Raw genomic sequence first — 20355 nt, forward strand, 5'->3', positions numbered from 1 at the left:
AGACCATAATTGAATTGTAAAACTACGAAGTTGTCACTAATCCTGAAGTAAGCACAACTCTAAAGCGTCAGTGAGATTCTATTAGACGAGTTAGTACAAGTGAGACAAAATTTCACAACAACCGACATAGCCACCTAGAGAGGTTAGCAACAGCCAAAAAAGGCTGCTACTAGCTTTATTAGGAGATTGCAAGTGATCAATATTTACTGTGCAGATATCGGCAACTACAGCAGCATTACCGCCCTCAAAGGTGAAAAACCTCGCGTTATGCGCTCAGTCATCCAAGACGTAACTTACACCAGCGCCAGAGATTACGACAGTGACAACTCACCCTCTGTCAAACTTGATGATAAGGTTTTAGTCCTTGGAGACCGCGCCACGAAGCAGAAAAATTCACAAACCGCCGCAGAAAGGGGTAAAGACCTGCCAGAATTCTTTAAACCATTTACTTTGGCTGGATTACGCCAAGATTTTGATGGTATTGTCCGGTTTCTTGTTCCAGAACATTCTCAATGGCATGAAGACACTATCAGACGAACTCTAGTTGCAGACCATCAAATCACTGTCAACGGCACAAACTACAGACACCGAATTAAAAATGTTGAATTTTTCCTTGAGACTGATGTGGCTGTAGTTAATGCTTACAGGAACGGCAAGCTGGATATGGATGGTGACACACTCGCTATTGATATCGGCGGCGGTACAACTAATTATGTCGTCATCACTCCATCCTTGGACGTTCTCACCCGGCGTTCAATTCCGAAAGTGGGTGGTGTTTCTCTGGCTAACGACATCATCAATAGTGATTTGATGCAGAGTTTCGCCAAGCGCGATAACGTTGCTTTTAAAGTGGCGAAGATGATGGATGCCATTGCTGATGCTTCTTTCATCTACGGGCGTAAGTATGACTTTAGCTCAGTCTTTCCAGGGTTGTTGGAAAACTGGTTTAACAACCTGATGGATAGCATTTCTACAGCTGCAAATGACTATCTCGCTGACATTACCAACGTGATGCTGATTGGTGGATGTGCAAATTTAGTCCGTCAAAAACTGAGTTCTAAGCAAGGGTTTTACATTCCTGCCAATCCACAACTGTCAAATATTCAAGCACTGTTGGCTATGTGAAATGCAAGTACGTTTAGCGGCTCAAGTCGCCAGCAAAGTTGAAGGAGTCCGTCTTTCACTTAACTATTCCAAACTGACTGACACTGTAAATCTGCTGTTGGATGCAATCAGACATCGATGGCATCTAAATCTGTCATTCTTGCCCCAAACTGGGACAATTAACCCCAAAGTCAGACTAGATGAACGCCATCAAGCTTGGGTGTCTCAATATGCAATCGAGAGAGGAATTAGCGTCACATCTGCCACAAATCTCTTGATTAGTGAATATCTAGCAGGCAATACGATAAATGCTCTGCCTCAGATTCAAAAAATTGAAACAGAAAATATTGCATTAGCTCCACAAATATCTCAACCAGAACAAACGAACGAAAAACCGAAAGGTCAGCTATTAGTTAGGAGTCTTAAGTTATGAATCAGACCCGTGTAGTCTTGGACGAGAAGCACATACCATTAGCCAAAGAAATCATTGAGCAAACAGGAATCAATACATATTCACAACTATTCACCATCCTGTTAGTTAACTATGGTGATACTCTTGTTCGTTCTTTAAAAGGTGGGAGTGAAAGCTAATGCAAAATCTCACTCGCATTGATGACCCAGCATCACTGATTGAGTCTGGCGTTTATCAAATAGATAGAACTTTGTACCGATACATAGAAAAAATAGGCACGCTCAAAGCACCACAGTATATCTTCCGTCCTCTTGCTGGAGAGAAAAAGAAAGAGGATATCAAGTTGAATCACAAGGCTTTAAGTACTCGTTGTTATGCCGTAGAAGGCTTATCTGTAAACGGTTCTGTAGTCAATCAACAATCACAGCAGTTGTCATTATTTTGAGGTGAATATGAGTCGGCAATCGCTACCTCAATTAGTTGTCCAAGTCCAAGAATTGCTCACACAAATTCATCAGCATCCACAATACCAAGCTTTGGAATTTGATTGTGATCTCACTTTGGGTGACGTTAATCAGTTTTTCAATACTTTGCAATCGGAATGTGAAATTAAAGGCGATCGCTCTACTAACGCCAATCAGTAATGCGAATCGCCAGCTAATAGCATCAGGTATCAATATAAAGGATCTTAGCAAGATGAGCGACAACATATTTTCTGTAGCCTTGAACGCGCTAACTAATAACGGATGCCCAGAGGGATTGGCTCAGTCAGCAGCATTTATTGTGGCTAATGATGATCCATTTCAACCAGACTTAGGCAGAACACCAGAGCAGCAGCAGATTATTCAAGAAGCACTGCCATACCTGCAATCTGGAGGAATTTATGACCAATTTGAAACTATCGACTCAACGCCCAATCCTCTTACTCACGGACAATTTTTAGGAAATTTTGGGGGAGAACTACCGGACGAAACTATTTGGAGACTTGCCCAAGGAGATGAGACAGCACTTTCTGATATTGCTGATGGTGGGACTAAACAGCAGGCTAGTGACATCTTTAACAGACTTAAGGAGCTAGGAGCATGGGAACCATAGAAGTAGTCATTAATTATATTTGTCTTAATGACGAAGCAAACGGCTTTTGTAGATATTCGCCTGAACTCACATCAAGGATTGAGATTGATGATCCGTCTTGGGATGGGTACACACAACTAGGAGTTCGCCAACCAAAAAATGCTGTCTTGTTGGTCGGCAGAGGAGCAGGGGAGCAGGGGAGCAGAGGAGAGATTTGTACAAGTTTCCCCCCTGCCCCTCCGCACCTCTGCCCCTCTGCTTGCCACCACGCAAAGTTTGCGTGGCGAAGCACTAGCGATCGCCTCTCCTCTAGCTTGCCCTCTCCACACTCCTTTTTTCCGTGCCGACAACCACGAACGGTATTCTTTATATCTCTATGGCACTGCTATGAATTTGGAGTGTAAACCATGAACCGAACCGTAAAACTCAAACTGGATGCACCTGTCACCTATGCTGCTTTACAATCCTTAACCAACATCAGCCAAGAAACCATATTTCAAGCACTTGATGGCAACGAGACAGCTGCCGCAGAGGTAGCAGATTTCCGAATCAAACAAACTCAACGCGCCCAAAATGCCAAAGCTGTATTCGGCAACTTAAACCAAGGGTTACAAGCAACTGAGGCAGTCATGGCTGAAGAAACCCAGTTTCTCACCACCGCAGGTGCAAGCATCAACAAAATGGCTGATGGTTGGTCAAAGGTCAGAGCCAGCGATGCGCGTTTGGGCTATGGACTACAGCAAAAAGTTATTGCATCTGATAACCAACTAGCCCAAGAACAGTTCCGGCATGGACGGACGCTTAACCTATTGGGGGAATCTCACCGCGCCGCCCTTAGAGTGATTGAGATTGATGCAACAAAGGCACAATCTCAGGTTTGGCAGCAGGTAAAGGATAAACAGCTTGGTCTTTCAGGAGCAGACCTAGCCAAAGAAACACTCAAGGACATTCACAGACACGGTTCTAACGCCATGCGCTCTGTGAAAGGTTTCTTTAGACGCTTGATTGACTAACAAGTAAATTCCCAAGGATGAACCCTCAATACCGTTCAGCAAACAAATTTGCTCATGAGGGCAAGCAGGGGTGCAGGGGTGCAAGGGAGCAGAGGAGAAATCTTATACTAATTCTTCCCCTCTGCCCAATTCCTTCCCTCTACCTCTTCCTTCTCCTCTGCTCCTCTGCCCCCCCGCTCCTCTGCTGCCGAGAGCGAAGAGATGTCTTCACCGAACGATATTTGGTTCATCCTTGGGAATCAATCTTTACAGGGTTTGGCCAATGCTGACCAAAAATGAGAAAACACCTATTTACTTCAATGCTGAGATTGTTGATGAGTCGCCTACATCTTTAACCGGGGATGAATACGACTCTCAACTCTTACAACAGGCGATCGCCTCCACTGACAGTTCTATAACTATATTTCGTGGCATTGCCCAAGGTGCAGTTTTAGCTGGTTTTCAACTGGTTTCAACCCAATCGCTGTATCTGGCTGGCTGTGTAGGACTGTTCCCGGCAGTAGTAGCTGGTTTACCAGTAGGTGCTTCAGTAGCTGCCACTCTCTGCTACTTGCGTTTTGAAAAAAGTCTGATTCCCAAAATTACCAATCGTCAAAAGTTGGCTATTGGTGTCACTCGTACTGCAATGCTGGCTGCTAGTTCTTACAAGTTAACCGGGGATGCCCAACAGATGGACTCTATAGCCCGTGGCAGTTTTCAAGTATTTACCCAGCAGGTGAGAGAGTTTGAAGGTATTGAGCAACCTAGTCAAAATCATTTCGGCTTCTTGTTGGGGTTTTGGGTATGTGCAGCCCTGGCACTGTTTTTATTTTTACGGAAGAAGCGATGATGAAAGATGTTAAACCGAGCCAATTAGATCAACGCTCCTACAGTCTGCCACCACGTTTAGGTTTGGTTATTAAACTATCTGTGGCAGGTGCTTTAGTTTGTGGCATAGCTGCCCATATCGGTGACGGTATAGCCAAGAAGGACATCTGTTTCTACCCCAAATCAGCCAGAATCCACGATGCGCCCATACTCGCAGGTGAGGGTAATCCAGAAGAACTATTGCTGGGTAAAAAATATTGTCGCTACGAACAGCGATCGCAAATTCCCGAACCATATTTGAAGGCTAACCAGTACCGCACCAGCAACCCAAACTATAACCCTTGGGCATTCCTCCAGCATGAAGGCTTGTATATATTCCGCTCACTGCCAGCCGACAATCCATTTAAGATTCATTTGGGTATTGCAGCGATCGCATTTGGAGGGATAGGTTTGTGGGCCACTAGTAAGGCACAAGATTATTTTAGTGATATTCGACCGCATTACCGAGCTACCAAGCAATTTGAAGGTGTAAAAGCCTCTTACAGTGTCAAACTGGGTGAGCAATTGTTGGAACTATCTGGTAACGAATTGCTGAAATACTTGCGTGGTATCAAAATTGCGGAAGCCAGACAGCAGTTTATCGCCAGCATTACCCCACAACAGCAGACAGCCCTACTTATGGCGATGTCGGCTGACGATTATTATGAGTTTGGTCACTTGTTAGATGGGGGTCAAAGCTTTGAGAAATTTGAGCCACAGCAACAGCCAGCCGCACAATTACCACACGGCACACCCGGCACTGTGCAAGAGCAAGTACAACAGTCAACGCTTGCACCTCAAGATGTACCAACAGGCGATTATCTTCACCTATCGGAGAGCGTTGCACTAACTACTCTGCAAAGTATAGCCCGTTCTGATGGTTCTACTGCTTTAGTTGCTGCCCCAGGCTCAGGAAAATCCGTTGCCCTTGATTACCTGATTCGGAGGATTCTGGATAGTGACAATAGTGCTGATATTTGGGTCATCAGTGCCAAAAATGATAGCTTTTGTGGTTTACGGGACAAGGGTAAGGTAATTGTCTTTGATCAGGAGCAACCAGAAGCAACTAAACGCACAATTGATCACTTTTATGACTGCTACAAGCAACGTAAGCAGTTACCTGAACATAAACGGGAATCATTACCACCGTTAATTCTGATTTTGGATGATTGGTTAGTTATCGCTGACCAACTTAGTAAAGCTTTCTCGGACTGGAATTATGGAAGTAAGTTACTTGATGTCTTACTGATTGGTAGAGAGTTTAACACTAAGTTTTTTGCTTCCCTTCAGTCTTTTAATTTGGCTGCATTAGGTATTGAAAAGATGGATTCTCAAACTCGTCTCTGCCTCAATTTACTGTTATTAGGTAACAGGTATATCAAAAATGGTAGGGAACAAGAATCTTATGGAGTGCTGGAGTTAATTTTAAATAGGGGTGACATTATCCCAGGCAAGCAAGAACGGGAAGACATTAAGTCTAGATACCTTCAGATAAAACCTATATCTTATAAAAATTTCCGTCCCATCTTGATTGCTTCTTTGGGTGGTTTTGTTGTGGCACTGATGCCTAAACTATCAAAGCAGTCCGATTCTATTGCTGATGAAATACCTTATGAGGATAGAGTTTTTGACTTAGAGTTTAATTTAGAATTGAACGGTCAACAATTAAAACATCAACAACAATTAAGTGAAGCAGCCAATAAAGTTTTAGAATACTTCCATAATGTGAAAAATAAAGTACCTAAGACATTACGTGATTTAAAGAAAGCTGACAGGCTTATCAGCTACTCAGAACAGGAATTAATTGCTGGTTTACAGGAATTAATTCAGGCTGAAAAGCTCTTAGCTGGTGAAAATAATACTTATTTATTACCTGATTGGTAAAGCATCTGTCGTAGTGCCGTAAGTTCTAGATGCTACCTTTAAGTGATTTATCCTCTTTGTACGGCATAGTCTCAAATCACGGCATGGCTTACCAGCAAAGCATTTTAGCCTACGGCATATTTACGGCAAGTTACGGCAGGCACGAAACTCACGGCAGATATCTAGATTGAATTAGTATTAGCTAAAAATCCCTAAATAAGAATTCAGAAGTCAGGAGTCAGAACTCAGTATTGATTTTAGACTACTAAGTAATGAGTACAATTTTAAAAGCTCATTTCTTGTAACTCAAATAAAATTTACTTACTTCTTGAAACTCCCATCTTTTAATAGATAGATTATTCTTAATTCTGACTCCTGACTTCCTTTTATTACATTAATTCCTACAAATGCTTAATTAAACCCATCAAAAAAGGCATGAGTTATGACAGTTTTTACAAGATTCCGTCAAGTTAATTTCTCAGCAATTGAAAGCCTTGCTCAAAATTTAAAGTCGGCGCTTCAAGAGATAGTCTCTCTAGAGAAAGATAAACAATACTTTTTTATCCAAAATGAAGCAATCTTAGTTCACAAGCTTGTGAAAAATGCTGCTAACTCAATTAATCATTTGGTGCGTATAGATTTGGATAACCAAAAAGCTGTTGAAGTTGTCAAAACTGTAGTTAAGTATTTACATACTGCCTATATTAGAGTTTCCAGAACTGCTGGTTATGTTGCACAGAAAGTAGAACGGTTATGGAGTGAGGCATTTAATCTGTTACCTTCAGGTACGATAATACAGCCTGAACTGTTTGCGCCTAATGAAGTTAAATCTGTTGAAGAAAATAAAACTCCTATTCTTGGTGTTATTACCAAGTGGTTTAAGGATCATGCTCAACGTTGGGCTTTTCAACAACAACAACAATTAGATAAACAGTATTTTGATTACATCAACAACGGTAAACCAAAGCCCCCGGTTGCAGTACAGCTATGTCTTGATTTAGAAAGTGTTGCTCCTGCCAACCTTGTAGCCAAAATAGATGGTGATAACGGATGTTCAGAGGTTTATACTTTTGAGCAAATACACTGTTACGGTTATCAAAAGCTGGAAGCGCTGAACAATCATACTTTAACTATCGACAGTATCAAGAATTTAACTCTACGGGCTGCGCGAAGACTGGCTAGTGAGTTGGGACTGCCTCAAAAAATCAATGGGCAGGATTTGAGAAAGGAGGCGCTGATTGCTTCTCTGCTGGACTGGTGGCAGCAGCAAGCTTACCAGTGTTGAGCTACGACAAGTTCTTTAACTGGGAGTAAAGCAGGTGGCGTTAGCGTAGTGTCAGGGGCGGGTGGCAATTATAGTAATTAATCCATGAGATATCTATTGCCCGTCCCTGACACCATCTGCTTTAAGCGGAGCGGCTACCAGTTCCTCGCCGAGTTGTTAACTGTCCGTTTTTAGCCGCCTAATATGGACACTTCATCAGGGTAAAATAATCGGCTGATTTGGTATTTTCAGCTTTTAGAGGTGGATTAAAAAGTTTCTCAACCCTAGAGATTACACGTTATGGCTCTTATATGTACTGCGTTCTCTCACTCAAGATGTTCTTCTTTATCTCCACCATCGTGACACATCCTGAATAGCAGAAGCTGTATCTTTCATTGCTTGTTTACCACCTAAAGTAAATATCACAGGAGTTAATGCATTTATATCACTCAGTAAATTTGGGCGAGTGTGAATAGATAAAATGTTCAAAGTATCTCGCCAGAGATCAAAAAGTGGAGTTTTTTGTATTTGTGAAAGTTTATCAGCCAAACTACTTATGGCATAGGCGCGCTTATGCGTAGACTGAATCTCCCTAGCAGCAGCCAGTGCCTCACTTAACAATTCAGGTGGCAGTAGAGTAGCCAAACTACTTAGAGTGTTGGCGCGATACTCCTCATTCTGAATCTCCCTAGCAGCAGCCAGTACCTCACTTAACAATTCAGGTGGCAGTAGAGGAGCCAAACTACTGAGGGCGTTGGTGCGATACTCCTCATTCTGAATCTCCTTAGCAGCAGCAAGTGCCTCACTTAACAATTCAGGTGGTAGTAGAGGAGCCAGACGGCTTAGGGCTTTGGCGCGATAATACTCATCCTGAATCTCCTCAGCAGCAGCTAGTGCCTCACTTAACAACTCTGGTAAGTTATCAGCCAAACTACTTAGGGTTTTGGCGCGATAATACTCATCCTGAATCTCCCTAGCAGCAGCTAGTGCCTCACTTAACAATTCAGGTGGTAGTAGAGGAGCCAGACGGCTTAGGGCTTTGGCGCGATAATACTCATCCTGAATCTCCTTAGCAGCAGCAAGTGCCTCACTTAACAATTCAGGTAGCAGTAGAGGAGCCAAACTACGTAGGGCTTTGGCACGATAATACTCATCCTGAATCTCCTTAGCAGCAGCAAGTGCCTCACTTAACAACTCTGGCAACTTATCAGCCAAACTACATAGGGCTTTGGCGCGATAATACTCATCCTGAATCTCCTTAGCAGCAGCAAGTGCCTCACTTAACAACTCTGGCAACTTATCAGCCAAACTACGTAGGGCATAGGCACGATAATACTCATCCTGCATCTCCCTAGCAGCAGCAAGTGCCTCTGGTAACAACTTTGGCAGTAGAGGAGCCAGACGGCTTAGGGCTAAAGCGCGATAATACTCATCCTGAATCTCCTTAGCAGCAGCAAGTGCCTCACTTAACAATTCAGGTAGCAGTAGAGGAGCCAAACGGCTTAGGGCTAAAGCGCGATCATACTCAGACTGAATCTCCTTAGCAGCAGCAAGTGCCTCTGGCAACAACTTTGGCAGTAGAAGAGCCAAACTACTGAGGGCTAAAGCGCGATACTCCTCATTCTGAATCTCCCTAGCAGCAGCCAGTACCTTACTTAACAATTCAGGTGGCAATTTATTAGGCAAACTACTTAGAGTGTTGGCGCGATACTCCTCATTCTGAATCTCCCTAGCAGCAGCCAGTACCTCACTTAACAATTCAGGTGGCAATTTATTAGGCAAACTACTTAGAGTGTTGGCGCGATACTCCTCATTCTGAATCTCCCTAGCAGCAGCCAGTACCTCACTTAACAATTCAGGTGGCAGTAGAGGAGCCAAACTACTGAGGGCTAAAGCGCGATACTCTTCATCCTGAATCTGCCTAGCAGCAGCCAGTGCCTCACTTAACAATTCAGGTGGCAGTAGAAGAGCCAAACGGCTTAGGGCTAAAGCGCGATCATACTCATACTGAATCTCTCTAGCAGCAGCCAGTGCCTCTGGTAACAACTCTGGCAACTTACCAGCCCAACTACTTAGGGTTTTGGCGCGATAATACTCATCCTTAATCTGCCTAGCAGCAGCCAGTGCCTCACTTAACAATTCAGGTGGCAGTAGAGGAGCCAAACGGCTTAGGGCTAAAGCGCGATCATACTCAGACTGAATCTCTCTAGCAGCAGCAAGTGCTTCTGGCAACAACTCTGGCAGTAGAAGAGCTAAACTACTTAGAGCGTTGGCACGATTTGACTCATCCTGAAACTCCCTAGCAGCAGCCAGTGCCTCACTTAACAATTCAGGTGGTAGTAGAGGAGCCAGACGGCTTAGGGCTTTGGCGCGATAATACTCAGACTGAAACTCCCTAGCAGCAACCAGTGCCTCACTTAACAATTCAGCAGGCAGTAGAGGAGCTAAACTACTTAGAGCGTTGGCACGATTTGACTCATCCTGAAACTCCCTAGCAGCAGCCAGTGCCTCACTTAACAATTCAGGTGGTAGTAGAGGAGCCAAATTACTTAAAGCATAGGCGCGACCCTCCTCATCCTGAATCTCCCTAGTAGCAGCCAGTGCCTCTGGCAACAACTCTGGCAGTAGAGGAGCCAAACTACTTAGGGCTTTGGCGCGATAATACTCATCCTGAAACTCCTTAGCAGCAACCAGTGCCTCTGGCAACAACTCTGGTATTAGAGGAGCCAAACTACTTAAAGCATAGGCACGACCCTCCTCATCCTGAATCTCCCTAACAGCAGCCAGTGCCTCTGGCAACAACTCTGGCATTAGAGGAGCCAAACTACTTAGGGCTTTGGCACGCTTATACTCATCCTGAATTTCCCTAGCAGCAGCCAGTGCCTCTGGCAACAACTCTGGCAGTAGAGGAGACAAACTACTTAGAGATCTGACGCGATTTGACTCATCCTGAATCTCCCTAGCAGTAGCCAGTGCCTTACTTAATAATTCAGGTGGCAGTAAAGGAGTTAAACTACTTAGGGCATAGGCACGCTCTAACTCAGCTTGAATCTCCCTAGCAGCAGCAAGTGCCTCACTTAAAAACTCAGGTAGCAGTAGAGGAGCCAAACTACTTAGGGCGTTGGCGCGATTTGACTCATCCTGAATCTCCCTAGCAGCAGCCAATGCTTTCCTTAGCCCTAATTCTTTTAGGTTTGGTGGCAAATGATTGACTAGCTGTGTAAGCAAGTAGGCTTTATTTTCTGGGTTCGAGCTTTGTAGCACGTAAGCGAGTCCTTGCTGGGGAGTCCAGACATTTTTTTGAACTAACGCAATCAACAGTTGGGCTGGTAAATTAGCTGCCAGACTATTAAGGGATGCAATAATCAAAGCATAGCGACATTGCATCCCAATGACTTCAGGTAGGGATGTAAGAGTCCAGGAGCCTTCTGCCGATTGCCAAGCACGAGCAATATCAGTTACAAAATTGGCAGTTTGCCCCAAGCTCGCGCACGCTTCATACCAACCATTACCGCCTGCTGAAGTTTCCTCTTGTAAAAGTTGATGTATCTGATTTAATTGGTTCGCTTGCTGGAAATGCCAAGTTAAATGAGCATGAATATAATCATCAGCAGGTAATGTATGCCATTGCCCTGATTGAGTTTTTTCTTGATAACGGTCTAATAACGCCGAATGAGCAACAGTCAAACTGAATCCCAGTCCTGGTAGTTTTCCTGGTTGATTAGGAACTTTCTCTCCTATAAGTAATCCAATAGCTACATCGTGCATTAAGTCATGTAGCCTGTAAGTTGGTTTTTTGTCAAACTGTATTGTTCCCGTTTGCAGTAATGCTTTAGACCGTAATTGACGTAATATTGTCAAAGCTTGTCTAGGATTAACACCCCAAAGCGTTGCCGCCATTGCATGGGTAATAACCACATCTTCTGGTAAAACTCCAAACCAAGCAAATTGTTGTAATAATTCTGGAGTTAAAGAATTCAAGCTGAGATTAAAAGAAGCTACCAGAGAATACTTTTTGCGCTTTTCTTCACTACTACAATCTACAAACAAGTCAAGTGTATCTAAATGAGCTATTTCTGCCTTTAAATCTTTTAGCAATTCTTCCCAGGCTATTCCATCTGCTCGCTGCGCTGCTGCCAATTCTAACGCTAAGGGTAAATAACCAACCGTTTCTGCTAAAAGTTCCGCCTGCTGTTTTTCTGCTTGGGTAAATTGCTTCAGATGTGGTTGACTTTCTAGAAGCTTTAGCGATTCGCTCTTTGTCATCACGTCCAGATCATAGCGGCTTGCCGCTAGTATCACAGCCTCTCGTGTAGTTACAAGTACCCGACAACCAGCACCACCTACTTGAAAATATTCAACGTGTTCCGGATTCCAAGCGTCATCTACCACCAGCAAAACTTTCTTATCATAAAGTAAGGTCTGCAAGTGTCTTTTTGCATCATCTGATTGAATGGGTTTATAGTTATTGTCTCCTAAAGCCAGAATCCAACTACTTAATAATGGCAACAAATCAGGTTTTTGACCTAAAGTAGCCCACAAAACCCCATCTTTAAAATAAGCTTGAACCTCATTATCATGGGCTATAGCCGCAGCTAATGTTGATTTACCAATTCCACCTAATCCATAAATGGCACTAACAACTAAAGTTCCTTGACTATTTGTTTCTTGCCCCAGTAAAACTGCTTTTACTGCTTCATGGTGTAAGGGACGTTCTACAAAATTAATTGGTAAAGGTGGTGCTTGGAAAGGTTTTTCTAACTTTACCCGTTCTCCAACGGGCGGCTGTAGTCAAGTATGGTAGTTATGAGTGTGATGACCACCGATGTTTGTTGTACCTTTTTCAGTCTCTACTTTAGTTTGGTAGCCCGTACTGTTGTCATAGTTATTTTGGGTCATGTTGCTGTTGTCTAACAGTTTTCCCACATTAATCTCTTGCGCCAGTGCTTGTACCTGGGAAGCAAATTGTGGCTCGTCATCCATCACATCTTGTAAATAGACTGCTAGACGCTCTAACTCTGACTTATTTCCTTGTTCAACCGCAGTTAGTGCTTTTTCTGCTCTTGGATTACCTCGTAACTTATTCCAAATTTTCTGACGTAACTCATCCATCTTCACAAGGGCTGCTTCAGTGAATTTCTCTATTGTCGTCTCAAAAGCTTTAGTAAAAGCAAGAGTAACGATTACACCAGCAGTAAGTGGTTCCATGTACAACCTCATCAGCACAGGATTCTATTAATTTATTACCACATATCTTCTGCTCTTAATTCCGCATTCCGCTAATGGGCTATTTCGTGTAATGAGGCCACGCAATGATCGTAGTTTTACATCCTCTTAGCTTTGCATTATTTATACTACATTTGTATTACAAAATCCTTAAATAAAAAATAAGATACCCTTATCTTTTATACGATGAAAACTACGATTAAAACCGAGGATTCTTGACAACACCGATTTTCGGACATCTTCTGTCCGTTGCTGACTTATAGAATGTAGCTAAAGTCTTTACGGGAAATTCAGGGGATATGGCTGGGCGTTTACCTATACTTCTAGCCCACATCTTATATTAGCTGTTCTTTATCATTAGTATCTGCATTTTGGTTAATACTTTACATAACGTATCAATCTGCACGGTTTGCCTTGCTTCACATTGCATCTAGGTAATGTTAACTTATCGTTTAAGTAAGTTAAGACTGCAACCATCTTTCCCTTGGGCTAAAGGACGATAGCCCTTGCACCTCTGTTTTAGTGAGCGCGGCAGAATTAGCATTTTGTCTTTTAGAGGTTTGGTTCACTAAGCTTTATGTATTAATCAGGGGAAACGCACCTTATTTCCTAACAAAAACTAATCAGGATTTCAAAATTATTTATGTAAGTGCAAAACTTGACACAAAGATAAACAGAACAAATCGATTCTTTTGCTAATACGTAAATTAGCTTATCTCTAATGAAATAACTGTTGTCTAAGGGTAAATTAGTTAACTATTTAGCCATGAGTAAGTAAGCTTATCCCTAAAAATAAGCAACAATCATAACTAAATTATTGATAGGCTAGTTTACGCTAAAGCTAGAACTCTTTCTAAATATTTATTGTCCATTGCTGCCAGAAACTGTTTATTTTTGATTCCCCGTTTCACACGCTTCTCTTTACCTAAAAGATTTACTGCTATCTGCCGCATTACTGCAAAATTTTGTGGAGCATTATCTTTCCTAATCCGGCAGTCATCTTCTTTTAAAGCTACATCTAATATCCAATGCAATGAATTTTCTATTCCCCAGTGACTGCGAACAGAATTAGCAAATTGTTTGGCATTATCTTCAAGACTACTAATAAAATAACGAATCTCCACTGTTGTTTTAGCATCTACTTGCCGGACGGATTCTACCATCCCAATACTATTAAACTTTGACCAAGCTGAATCAGGGTCAAGTCGGGATTAGATTCCTGTTAACATCGCGTAGTTGCGGATTTCATGACGACCATGCCCATGTTCTTCTGTTTTGTATGTGCTATGTTGAAAATCTTGAAAACCTTTGCCTATCTCTGCTTTAAATAGTTGCTCTACTTCATCATACAGATTACCTTGATTCTTTTTGAGGGTAATTACATAATCTGCGTTTTGTTGGCTAATTAACTTCACAATCTCCTTCTGGCAACCGATGGCATCAATTGTCACAATACAACCAGATAGTTCTAATACTTTTATTAATTCGGGAATTGCTGTAATTTCATTTGATTTCTCATCCACCTTTACCTGCCCTAACACTAACTTATTTGTAGTTGCCCACGCACTTACCATTTGTATTGCACTTTGGTTACTGCTTCTATCATGGGAGCCACATAAAGTTTTGCCGTCAATTGCTACTACCTCACCATCCGTCCTGATCTTTATTGACTTTATCCAGTTTAAGAAACATGACTGAAATTGCTGTGAATCCAATTGTGCAAAGACTCGTGCAAATGTATCGTGTGATGGTATTCCATTTGGTAGCTCCAAAAACGTTTTCAACCACTCATATTTTGTGCAGCCATACAATTCAATTGCCACCCAACTGTCCGCTCCACATATCACTGCACATAAAGCAATGGTGAGAATGTCAATTAATTTGTGCCGTTTTGTCCGATCTACTCTTGGATCTTCCATCTGTGCAAAGTGGTCAGTAATCGTGATTTTGGGCTTGAGCTTCATGAAGAGAGTGGTACGGTAGTTCTTCTTTTTTTCTCGCACTCTTGAATTTACTACAAAAATGAACCCACATTGCCCTGGCAGCCTACGGTTGCCACAAACCTCACCCCCCCCTCAAAACGATTATTATTATTTGCTTACTTCTGGACAGTCAGGAAAAAGCGTCCTTCTGCGTAGGCGCAGCCCGCCACAGGCATCACTATCCAAAAAAACTTTTTGGTTTACTGTAGATAACACAACTCTTTTCTTGGTTCGTGAGTCAGGCAAATTATGCAACTACATCGATTCGACAACATTCAGGAGTTCTGGCACTCCACTCAGGCTTACTTGCTCCAGCATCAGGTAGAAAACAATGTTTTGCTCAGTATCTCGCATACCTTGTTGCATAACCCAGAACGTTATCTAGGCAAGCCTTATTTAGCAATTGTCCAAACAAGTGGTGAGATTCTGGCTGTTGCCATCCGCACCCCACCCCAAAAATTGATCCTATCCAAAGCCCAGAATATGGATGCCTTGCGGTTGATTGCTCAAGATTTGCGTCAAGAGCAACTGCCAGGAAGTATGGGACTGGCAACTGAAGCAGAAATATTCTCGCAGACTTGGCAAGCCCTGACAGGACAATTCTATCAACGGTCGGTGGTAATGAAAATTTACCAATTAACGGCAGTGCAAACAGTCTCAACGTCCAGAGGATATCTTAGACTGGCAACTGAAGGCGATCGCTCTATTTTGACTAAGTGGCTTTCTGCATTTTTATCTGAGATCGATGAGGCGGTGAGCGAAGATGTCGAACACCAGGTAGATAATCGGTTGAAACAGCAGAATACTTATTTTTGGGTTGATAGCACTCCAGTTTCAGTTGCGTCTAGTAAACAAGTGTTACCTACAATTGGTCGGATCAATTTAGCTTATACACCACCAGAGTATCGTCGTAAAGGATATGCCACTACCTGTGTCGCTGCATTAAGCCAAAAACTGCTAGATCAGGGATGCCGCCATTGTTTCCTCATAGCAGATTTAGCTAATTCCACAGCCAATCATATTTATCAAGCGATTGGGTATCGCCCCTTAAGCGATTGGCACGAATACTCATTCACCTCCAAGCAGTAAGCATAATAAAGCAATCGCTTCCAGGCTTGGGAAATAAATCAAACCAGAAATATTAATTTTTTCATCAGCTCTTAATCTTGTTTGCCATTGAGAGTACTTTAGATGCGTTCGCCCTGATGTATTAATTGAGGCAGTAAAATATTGATTCTCAGTAATATATAGATATTGTCTAGGTAAAATAAATGCCTTTTTAATATACTTTTAAAGCTATTTAACCTAGATATATTTTTACTAACAAATGGGTATAACTTTTAACTAATTTATTTAGCTAAACTTTCGCACGAACGTAAAGATGTTGGCTGTTACGTATTCTCTCGTAGCTTGTTTCAGAAATCAAATATGATTCCCATAGCAGATATAGCTGTGCTTCACATTTCAAATAGCTTGTTTTAAATTAGAAGCTGTCTTTTCTGGATTACCGGAAAATGGGAAAACTAAAATACTCTGAATATTGGGATTATTCACTAATTCTTTTAAACGACTAAGCTGCTTATCTGTAATTGCAATTCCAGCATATTTTTGGGCGTAATTTAGTTCTTCAGTAAAATTCTTATCATTATATGCTTGAATGAATACTCGGTCTACACCCCACTGTTCCCAATCAGCCGCAAAATATTTTTTAGCCCAATAAGGGTTATGATGACAAATATCAAAACTTACCAAAGAATTCGCTTCTTTCATCGAGCTTGTCATTTGTTGTACAAACTTAGTTAAATGCTTAGTTCTGTCAGTTTTTCCCGGTAATTCAGCATAATATCCTAGATAATCATCCCATTGAACTGCATCAACATTAGGATATTTCTTAACGAACTCAACTGAAATATTTTTGAAGAAAGTAGCAACTTCTGGTTTCTCTACATCAAGTACATAATGGTCAATCCCGGCATAAGTTTTATCTATTCCTGGCACCATCCAATTTTTAGCAACAGCTAAATCAAAAATCGGACTATTTTTATCTATTTTAATTCCCTTCTCAAAATAAGCATGAACTTGCATTCCTTGTTTATGTGCTTCATCAATCAACCAATTTAACCATTTTTCTTGAAATTGGTTAGGACAACTGCTATATCCTAAAGTTTGCTGCATCACATCACTTTTGTACATCGTACAACCATTACCCCAAACACCATGAATAATGGTATTGATACCTTGAGAACGATAGTAGCGAACTCTCTGACGAATCGTTTGCTCATCGGCATTATTTGTAGCTTGATAACGACTTAAATAAATCCCTCTAATTAGTTTTTTCTCCCAAGGATTTGGAGGTAATACTGTTTTTCTCTCTTGTGTTATTGTGCTTGAAGCTTTGTTATTTTTAGAAGCTACATTTACAGATGTAGGTAAAGAATTCTTTGGAGTTGCAGAAGCAGTGGGTATGGAAATTGAGGGGGACGTTGGAGTAGGATTGAAAATTGGGATATTTATTCGTTCATCCTTGGATAAAAATCTGCTGAACATATCTAAATTTTCTGCTTGACTGAACCACCAGTAACCACCTCCCGCGACAGCTAGTATTACGGATAATGGAATATTTAGGCACCCACATCCACTACGGTCTTTTTTTTGGTGCGGCATATTAATTTCAATATTATCAGTTAATCTCGCTATATATACAGATTACTACCATTGTAGATTTACCGAAGAAGAATTCAGAATACATCTCTCATAAAATATTTTCAGAGTGAATCTTCACAAATCAAAATCGAGAGTAAATGTATCATCATCAGGTTTTTCTGATGTTTGAGGTATAACGGTAACCAGATACCACCTGAGTCACAACGCGCAATTATTACTGAGACGAAAGCAAATATTAAGATGAACTACCCCTGGCTACTTCGTTGAGCCAGGGGTTTCTACATCCCCTAGCGTAGCCTGAGATTTTTGACGTTTCCTTTGACCCAGTTGCTTCATGCTTCCCGCAGTTTTGCGGGTACGTGAAGTAGAGCTAGAATCATCTACGCCTTCGAGACTCGTTCCAAATCCCGGTAGTCTTCCTGAGTGCCAAAGCAACATAACCTCGCCAGAAGCGATGTCACGCTGCTGAGTGTAGTTACAATTAGAGCAAATATGCACTCTCTGGTCTAAAGTTTTCTTTTCCTGATGCCCACATTTAGGGCAAGTTTGTGATGGTTTTATCTTCTTAGTTGGTGCTTCAGAAAACACACCACTAAAATCATCCAACTTAGCCTTGAGGGATTGTTTTATCATCCCCATACCAACATCAAGAATTGATTTGTTCAGACCAGATTTTTGCTTCTTGCGTTTACCCTTTTTAGCTTTGGCACTCATATTTTTGACTTCTAGTTGTTCAGTTACCACCGTGCTATTACCGCTAATTATTCGTGTAGTAACTTGATGAACCCAGTTCTGACGCTGATTAGCTACTTTTCTATATGAGAACTCCACAAAAAAGATGATCCAATAGCTATGCTGGTTTAGCAAAAATTTCCACAAACCATTTTTTGAGATTGGGGAGGCGGTTAATCTGGGTTTCAATTTCTTCCATAGCTGAAGTTGTAAGTTTAACTCCTGTGGAGTAAACTTTTTCTACCAGTGTGACAACCGGATTTTTACCCTTAAATGTGAGAGTTTGGGCGAAATTCAGTACGGTCTCAACGGTGTCAAGTAAACTACCATTCCAATGCTGTTCTAACCAACCAAAGCAACGTTCTATTGGGTTGTATTTGCTATGATACGGCGGATAATAAGCAAGTTGTAACGTCAGTTGAGATGATGTGCTAAAATCTACAACCCGCTTCATAAACTGAGTGCGACGAGAATGATTTTCCGGTCCATTATCTTGATTAATTACCAGTTTTTGAATATGAGCAAATCGGTGTTTGACATTTTGCCACCAGCTTTCAAGCAAGTCAACAATACAATCAGCAGTTAATTTGGAAGAAACGAAAAATAAAAATAACTCGTTGTACTCAGGTATAAAAATGCCGTAGGGAATCAGAGTCATCTCGGTCGGAAAGTCGTGGTCTAATGAGGTAGTTGGGATTCGAGTTTTACCACCTCGGTCAAACTCTCCAATCTTGACTGCCACCTTCGCATCAATGGAGATCCGGAGAGTATGAGGGTCATTATCAGCTTCAGTATTAATTTGCTCGACTTGTTCAAAAATGGCTTCTGTTTCTGGAATCTTCTTGATAGGCTTGGTTTTCAGAACTCGTTTTAAGGTATAACCCAAATCATTCAATCGTCGTCGAATTGTCTCTGATGAAGGTAGTTCTTTGTCACTGTAACCAAATTGTTCAATTAGTTGACGACGTACAACACTTGCCGTCATGCGTGTATATAAGCGTGTACTCTTAAAACTGGGGTCAGTTTGAGTTTGTGGGTCTACTAACGATTTAATATCCTCCAACAAGTTTGGTAATTTTGTTTCCACCCGCTTACGTCCACTACGCTCAAAACCATCAATAAAAGGCTTGCCACTCTCCAACTCCTGCATCCCTTTACGGATAGTACGCCTATTCCATCCCAACTCGCGTTCTACTAAAGTCTGTCCACCAATTCCCAAACCTTTGACCACTTCTGCCATGAATTGTCGTCGGTCGCTTCCCTTGAGTTTTTTCGCTGTTTTGATGTAAAGAGATTTTAGGTTCTCTGTGAGTTGAATGATAGATTTTGGAGACATGAGGTAGGCTGCACACTGAAATTATCTTTCTCTGATCATAGGATCAATCATTCTGTGCAGTTCTCTATAACTTACTAATCCGCGATTGAACTTTCTTCCATCTCCTAGAAGCTTTCTGTCTTTTCTTGTAATTAGGTGAACGCTTACGACGTTTGGCTTTACTTAATTGTTTGATTTTCTTCTCTGCATTCCTAAAAAATCTAGGGGCAGAAATTAACCCGTTTTCTTCTCCGTTAGTCCAAGCAATTGCATCATTGCAACCCAAATCAATTGCAACCACACCACTATCTGTTTTACGGCTACTTCTCAGCATCTCATCATCTACATCCAAAACTATAGATGCGTACCATTTACCATTGCGGTGAACTATGTCTAGTGCTTTGGGATGACCCCACAACCTAGACTTACCCCGCATTTGTATAGAACCAATCTTAGCTAGTTCTAGATAGCCGTTATCGCCTGTACTATGACATTTCCATCCTGTAAAAGATGGGTAGCTCCAACCAGAATAGCGGCGAATTGATTTGAATTTAGGATAACCACCTAGACCTTTGAAGAAACGTTGGAATGCTAAATCAACACGTTTTAATGTTGATTGCAATGATTGGGAATTTATTTGTTTATATTCAGTCCAAACTTCCTTAAAATCTGGTAGGCAATTTTGTTGATCAAAGTACGAAACTGACTTACCAAATTTCTTGTAAGACGTAATTCTATTAGACACTGCGGCATTGTAGAGTTCTTTATGAAGTCTCCGGTGATAGTGCAATAAATCATTCACTTTCTTGGTTGGATATAACCTAAAAGTTGCTCTACGCAATGCCACTAAATATCACCCC

General features: G+C 41.6%; 19 protein-coding genes and 1 pseudogene. 13 read left to right on the forward strand and 7 right to left on the reverse strand.

Features of this window, described 5'->3' with window-relative positions; genetic code table 11:
• Nucleotides 1-192: 192 nt before the first annotated feature.
• The 12 genes from ACN222_RS29990 (at nt 193) to ACN222_RS30045 (ending at nt 7597) form a co-directional block, all read left to right on the forward strand.
• The gene (locus ACN222_RS29990) at nt 193-1125 is read left to right on the forward strand and encodes a ParM/StbA family protein (protein WP_010994109.1); all 933 of its coding nucleotides are present in this window, start codon (nt 193-195) and stop codon (nt 1123-1125) included.
• 1 nt (nt 1126) lies between these two features.
• Nucleotides 1127-1537, forward strand: a complete 411-nt coding sequence (locus ACN222_RS29995) for a hypothetical protein (protein WP_010994110.1) — start codon at nt 1127-1129, stop codon at nt 1535-1537.
• The gene (locus ACN222_RS30000) at nt 1534-1695 is read left to right on the forward strand and encodes a hypothetical protein (protein WP_010994111.1); all 162 of its coding nucleotides are present in this window, start codon (nt 1534-1536) and stop codon (nt 1693-1695) included. The genes ACN222_RS29995 and ACN222_RS30000 overlap by 4 nt, the downstream gene beginning before the upstream one ends.
• A complete protein-coding gene (locus ACN222_RS30005; protein ID WP_010994112.1) occupies nt 1695-1961 on the forward strand; it encodes a hypothetical protein in 267 nt (88 codons plus the stop codon). The genes ACN222_RS30000 and ACN222_RS30005 overlap by 1 nt, the downstream gene beginning before the upstream one ends.
• Nucleotides 1962-1968: 7 nt before the next feature.
• A complete protein-coding gene (locus ACN222_RS30010) occupies nt 1969-2160 on the forward strand; it encodes a hypothetical protein (RefSeq protein ID WP_044520332.1) in 192 nt (63 codons plus the stop codon).
• Nucleotides 2161-2212: 52 nt separating this feature from the next.
• Nucleotides 2213-2611, forward strand: a complete 399-nt coding sequence (locus tag ACN222_RS30015) for a hypothetical protein (RefSeq protein ID WP_010994114.1) — start codon at nt 2213-2215, stop codon at nt 2609-2611.
• Nucleotides 2612-2749: 138 nt separating this feature from the next.
• Complete coding sequence (locus ACN222_RS30020) at nt 2750-3001, forward strand: hypothetical protein (protein WP_010994115.1); 252 nt, start codon at nt 2750-2752, stop codon at nt 2999-3001.
• Nucleotides 2998-3603: a hypothetical protein gene (locus tag ACN222_RS30025; RefSeq protein ID WP_010994116.1), complete on the forward strand. Its 606-nt coding sequence runs from the start codon at nt 2998-3000 to the stop codon at nt 3601-3603. Before ACN222_RS30020 ends, ACN222_RS30025 begins: the two co-directional genes overlap by 4 nt.
• A 262-nt stretch (nt 3604-3865) precedes the next feature.
• On the forward strand, nt 3866-4432 hold the full coding sequence (locus ACN222_RS30030) for a hypothetical protein (protein ID WP_044520334.1): 567 nt from the start codon (nt 3866-3868) through the stop codon (nt 4430-4432).
• The gene (locus ACN222_RS30035) at nt 4387-6333 is read left to right on the forward strand and encodes a hypothetical protein (protein WP_149028796.1); all 1947 of its coding nucleotides are present in this window, start codon (nt 4387-4389) and stop codon (nt 6331-6333) included. The genes ACN222_RS30030 and ACN222_RS30035 overlap by 46 nt, the downstream gene beginning before the upstream one ends.
• Nucleotides 6334-6362: 29 nt before the next feature.
• The gene (locus tag ACN222_RS30040) at nt 6363-6503 is read left to right on the forward strand and encodes a hypothetical protein (protein ID WP_158303705.1); all 141 of its coding nucleotides are present in this window, start codon (nt 6363-6365) and stop codon (nt 6501-6503) included.
• A gap of 251 nt (nt 6504-6754) precedes the next feature.
• Entirely contained in the window at nt 6755-7597 is an 843-nt protein-coding gene (locus tag ACN222_RS30045) for a hypothetical protein (RefSeq protein WP_010994119.1), read from the forward strand.
• Nucleotides 7598-7921: 324 nt separating this feature from the next.
• On the opposite strand, the gene ACN222_RS30050 is transcribed toward ACN222_RS30045, so the two are convergent.
• The 3 genes and pseudogenes from ACN222_RS30050 to ACN222_RS30060 all read right to left on the reverse strand — a co-directional run bounded on the left by ACN222_RS30050 (nt 7922) and on the right by ACN222_RS30060 (nt 14766).
• A complete protein-coding gene (locus tag ACN222_RS30050; RefSeq protein WP_419756921.1) occupies nt 7922-12304 on the reverse strand; it encodes an NB-ARC domain-containing protein in 4383 nt (1460 codons plus the stop codon).
• A gap of 63 nt (nt 12305-12367) precedes the next feature.
• Complete coding sequence (locus tag ACN222_RS30055) at nt 12368-12784, reverse strand: hypothetical protein (protein WP_044520337.1); 417 nt, start codon at nt 12782-12784, stop codon at nt 12368-12370.
• Nucleotides 12785-13632: 848 nt separating this feature from the next.
• Nucleotides 13633-14766, reverse strand: a pseudogene (locus tag ACN222_RS30060) (ISAs1 family transposase).
• A 267-nt stretch (nt 14767-15033) separates the two neighbouring features.
• Here ACN222_RS30060 and ACN222_RS30065 point away from each other — a divergent pair.
• Nucleotides 15034-15873, forward strand: a complete 840-nt coding sequence (locus ACN222_RS30065) for a GNAT family N-acetyltransferase (protein WP_010994124.1) — start codon at nt 15034-15036, stop codon at nt 15871-15873.
• 375 nt (nt 15874-16248) lie between these two features.
• Here the strand turns inward: ACN222_RS30065 and ACN222_RS30070 are convergent, their stop codons facing one another.
• From ACN222_RS30070 to ACN222_RS30085, 4 genes are all read right to left on the reverse strand, one after another.
• Nucleotides 16249-17448 (reverse strand): family 10 glycosylhydrolase, encoded by a 1200-nt coding sequence (locus tag ACN222_RS30070; RefSeq protein WP_010994125.1) that lies wholly within the window; start codon nt 17446-17448, stop codon nt 16249-16251.
• A gap of 255 nt (nt 17449-17703) precedes the next feature.
• Complete coding sequence (locus tag ACN222_RS30075) at nt 17704-18279, reverse strand: zinc ribbon domain-containing protein (RefSeq protein ID WP_010994126.1); 576 nt, start codon at nt 18277-18279, stop codon at nt 17704-17706.
• Nucleotides 18280-18298: 19 nt separating this feature from the next.
• Nucleotides 18299-19498, reverse strand: coding sequence for an ISAzo13 family transposase (locus ACN222_RS30080; RefSeq protein ID WP_084789056.1), 1200 nt, complete (start codon nt 19496-19498; stop codon nt 18299-18301).
• An 82-nt stretch (nt 19499-19580) separates the two neighbouring features.
• A complete protein-coding gene (locus ACN222_RS30085; RefSeq protein ID WP_010994127.1) occupies nt 19581-20342 on the reverse strand; it encodes an RNA-guided endonuclease InsQ/TnpB family protein in 762 nt (253 codons plus the stop codon).
• Nucleotides 20343-20355 lie beyond the last annotated feature (13 nt).

The organism is Anabaena sp. FACHB-595 (assembly GCF_048568275.1).
Taxonomy (GTDB): domain Bacteria; phylum Cyanobacteriota; class Cyanobacteriia; order Cyanobacteriales; family Nostocaceae; genus Trichormus.